Raw genomic sequence first — 3,042 nt, 5'->3', positions numbered from 1 at the left:
GTTCAAAATGTTATCCGGTATTAGCCCCGGTTTCCCGGAGTTATCCCAGTCTTATGGGCAGGTTACCCACGTGTTACTCACCCGTCCGCCGCTAACTTCATAAGAGCAAGCTCTTAATCCATTCGCTCGACTTGCATGTATTAGGCACGCCGCCAGCGTTCATCCTGAGCCAGGATCAAACTCTCCAATAAAGTTAGTTTGTCTAGCATCTAAAATAAAAATTGACGTTTCACGTTGTTTGTTTCGTTCAGTTTTCAAAGAACTACTTGGTCGCTCATTTGCGACTTCCTTATGTTAACATTTTCATCTTTCAATGTCAACTAAGTTTTTCATTTCGTTTGTCGCTTGCGATGTTATTGTCATCGGCGACTTGTTCTATATTACACCTCTAAAGTATAATCGTCAATACGTTTTTAAAAAAACTTTATATTTTATAGATTTCACTTATGTATTTCTTCTATAGTTATATACAAGCACCCCACAGAACTATCTATGGGGTACTACTCTACTATAAAAACTATTGCTCTTTCGACGGCACCGAACAACTTCCATCAGTACAAGAAAGATCGCTTCCACCCTCTGAAGAAAGTTCTTGTAACTTAGGTGCAGGATTCTCTTCTTCCCACACTTGCTGAAGTGCACCAACAAAAGTTTCAAGTGGTTGTGCACCTGAAATAGCATACTTTTGATTAATAATAAAATAAGGTACTCCCGAAATTTGATATTGCTGAGCAATCGCTTCATCAATTCTAACATCATTTGCATACGCATTTTTATCATTAATAACATTTAAAGCCTCTTGCTTATCTAAACCTGAAACTTCAGCGATAGTAGCAAGTATATCCACATCACTTAAATTTCTCGATTCAGTGAAGTATGCGAAAAGTAGATTTTCCGTAATCTCTTTTTCTTTTCCTTGATCCTTTGCAAACTTCGCAAGACGATGCGCATCAAACGTGTTCGTCGGCTTCATCTCATCAAAATTAAAACTTAAACCCATACTAGCTGCATGATTTCCTAGCTGTACGTTATTACGCTTAGCTTCTTCAATACTAATTCCATACTTTGATGCAAGTACTTCATTAATACTTGTTCCAGAATAGATTGGAGCATTTTGGTCTAATTCAAAACTTTTAAACTCAACTTCAACATCCTTCTTATGTGGAAATTGCTCTAAAGCCATCTCTAATCTACGTTTCCCAATATAGCAAAATGGGCATACAAAATCCGACCATACTTCAATTTTCATAGAAACACCTCATTAACATTTAGTTTTCAATCATTGTAGCACTGAGATTAAGGAATTCAAAAGTTTTTGCTCTATCTCCTTCATATAGTACATACAAAAACACACTTATAGCAGACTACCTAATTAACAAAAAAACGATAATCAAAAGGATTAATTATTATCCCTCCGATTATCGTCTATATAAGTGCAACAAATTTAATTATGCCGGAATATACTTCCCTACGAACTTCCATACAGTATTCCAATATTTATTCGAATCTACTTTCTCCGCTTCTCCATGTCCAGCACCTGAAACAATTAATTTCTCTTTTTCTACTTTTGCAGCATTATATACTTCATCTAACATTTCAAAAGGAACGAATGTATCAGCATCCCCATGAATGAATAACATAGGTGTTTTACTTTTCGCTACTTGTTTTACAGCTGAAGCTTCTTCTAAATCGTAGCCAGCTCTTAATTTAGTAACCGTATTTGCCGCATTCATAACAGGAAACTTCGGTAAGTGGAATAAATCTTTTAGTTGATAAGTAAATTCATCAATAACAGTTGAGTATCCACAATCTTCAATAATAACTTTAACATTAGAAGGTAAATCTTCTCCTGAAGTCATCATTACAGTTGCCCCGCCCATCGAAACACCAAATAGAGCTATTTCAGCATTAGGGTCTTTCTTTAAGATTTGTTGAATCCAAATTAACACATCTTTACGATCATGCCAGCCCATACCAACATAATCCCCTTCACTATTTCCGTGCCCACGAAGGTCTGGTGCTATGACATTATAGCCTTGTTCATAGAAATTACGAATATATTTCGTCATTTCTGATGCTCTACCATTGTATCCATGAACTACAATTGCCCATTTATGACTAGATGGTTCATTCATATATTCATAACCTTTTAAATTTAATTTATCGAAAGAACGTATAGTTAATGTGTTAGGTTTATACTTCGATACGAAGTTTGCATTCTTTTCTTCATTTGCAGCCAATTCATCTCCCGATGCACTTACCGTTTCTACTAAATGAGGATTATCTTGCAAAAATTCCTTTTCTTGTTTCGCATTTAATGCATAGTTATAAAAATAATTTCCAACTAACATATACACGATTACTAGCAGGACTAAGACTACTATAGTAATTATACTTATCTTTTTCATATTATCTCCTTTTCTAACTTAAATCTTCTTATATTAAAGTACATTAAAAACAACTGTACTATTTTAACACACTGATGAATCCTATCTTTAAGAAATAAAACAGAAAATCTTAAATAGCATATCAAAAATCATGAAAGAAATTGAATGAAAAATTATATAGATATACCAAAAAACCATAGAGGCATACGGAGTATTCAAGAATTTAAATTACATTTGAAATTGATAAGAAGTTAGAAACACAAAAAAGACGAGTCATTCTGACTCGTCTTAAGATTGCTTGGCGACGTCCTACTCTCACAGGGACAAGGTCCCAACTACCATCGGCGCTAGAGAGCTTAACTTCCGTGTTCGGTATGGGAACGGGTGTGACCTCTCTGCCATCATCACCAAACTATTGAAGGCATATTCCTTCAAAACTAGATAACATTGCTACATATTATATGGTTAAGTCCTCGATCTATTAGTATTCGTCAGCTCCACATGTCACCATGCTTCCACCTCGAACCTATCAACCTGATCATCTTTCAGGGATCTTACTAGCTTACGCTATGGGAAATCTCATCTTGAGGGGGGCTTCATGCTTAGATGCTTTCAGCACTTATCCCTTCCGCACATAGCTACCCAGCTATGCCCT

The 3,042-nt window shown here is 35.6% G+C and carries 2 protein-coding genes, 1 rRNA gene and 1 other annotated feature; all 3 genes read right to left on the bottom strand.

Annotated elements, in window-relative coordinates:
- Window positions 1-517: 517 nt before the first annotated feature.
- The 3 genes from BAQ53_RS01340 to rrf all read right to left on the bottom strand — a co-directional run bounded on the left by BAQ53_RS01340 (window position 518) and on the right by rrf (window position 2,799).
- Entirely contained in the window at window positions 518-1,249 is a 732-nt protein-coding gene (locus tag BAQ53_RS01340; protein WP_000687935.1) for a DsbA family oxidoreductase, read from the bottom strand.
- Between the two features lie 199 nt (window positions 1,250-1,448).
- Window positions 1,449-2,408 (bottom strand): alpha/beta hydrolase, encoded by a 960-nt coding sequence (locus BAQ53_RS01335; RefSeq protein ID WP_000723980.1) that lies wholly within the window; start codon window positions 2,406-2,408, stop codon window positions 1,449-1,451.
- A 275-nt stretch (window positions 2,409-2,683) separates the two neighbouring features.
- A 5S ribosomal RNA gene (gene rrf, locus BAQ53_RS01330) occupies window positions 2,684-2,799 on the bottom strand.
- Window positions 2,800-2,860: 61 nt separating this feature from the next.
- Window positions 2,861-2,959 (bottom strand) — a sequence feature (23S ribosomal RNA rRNA prediction is too short).
- Window positions 2,960-3,042 lie beyond the last annotated feature (83 nt).

The sequence above is a fragment of the Bacillus sp. B25(2016b) genome (assembly GCF_001679765.1).
In the GTDB taxonomy this organism is placed as follows: Bacteria; Bacillota; Bacilli; order Bacillales; family Bacillaceae_G; genus Bacillus_A; species Bacillus_A thuringiensis_K.
Note: the sequence above shows the minus strand (reverse complement) of the source record. Positions and strands in the feature narration are given on the sequence as shown.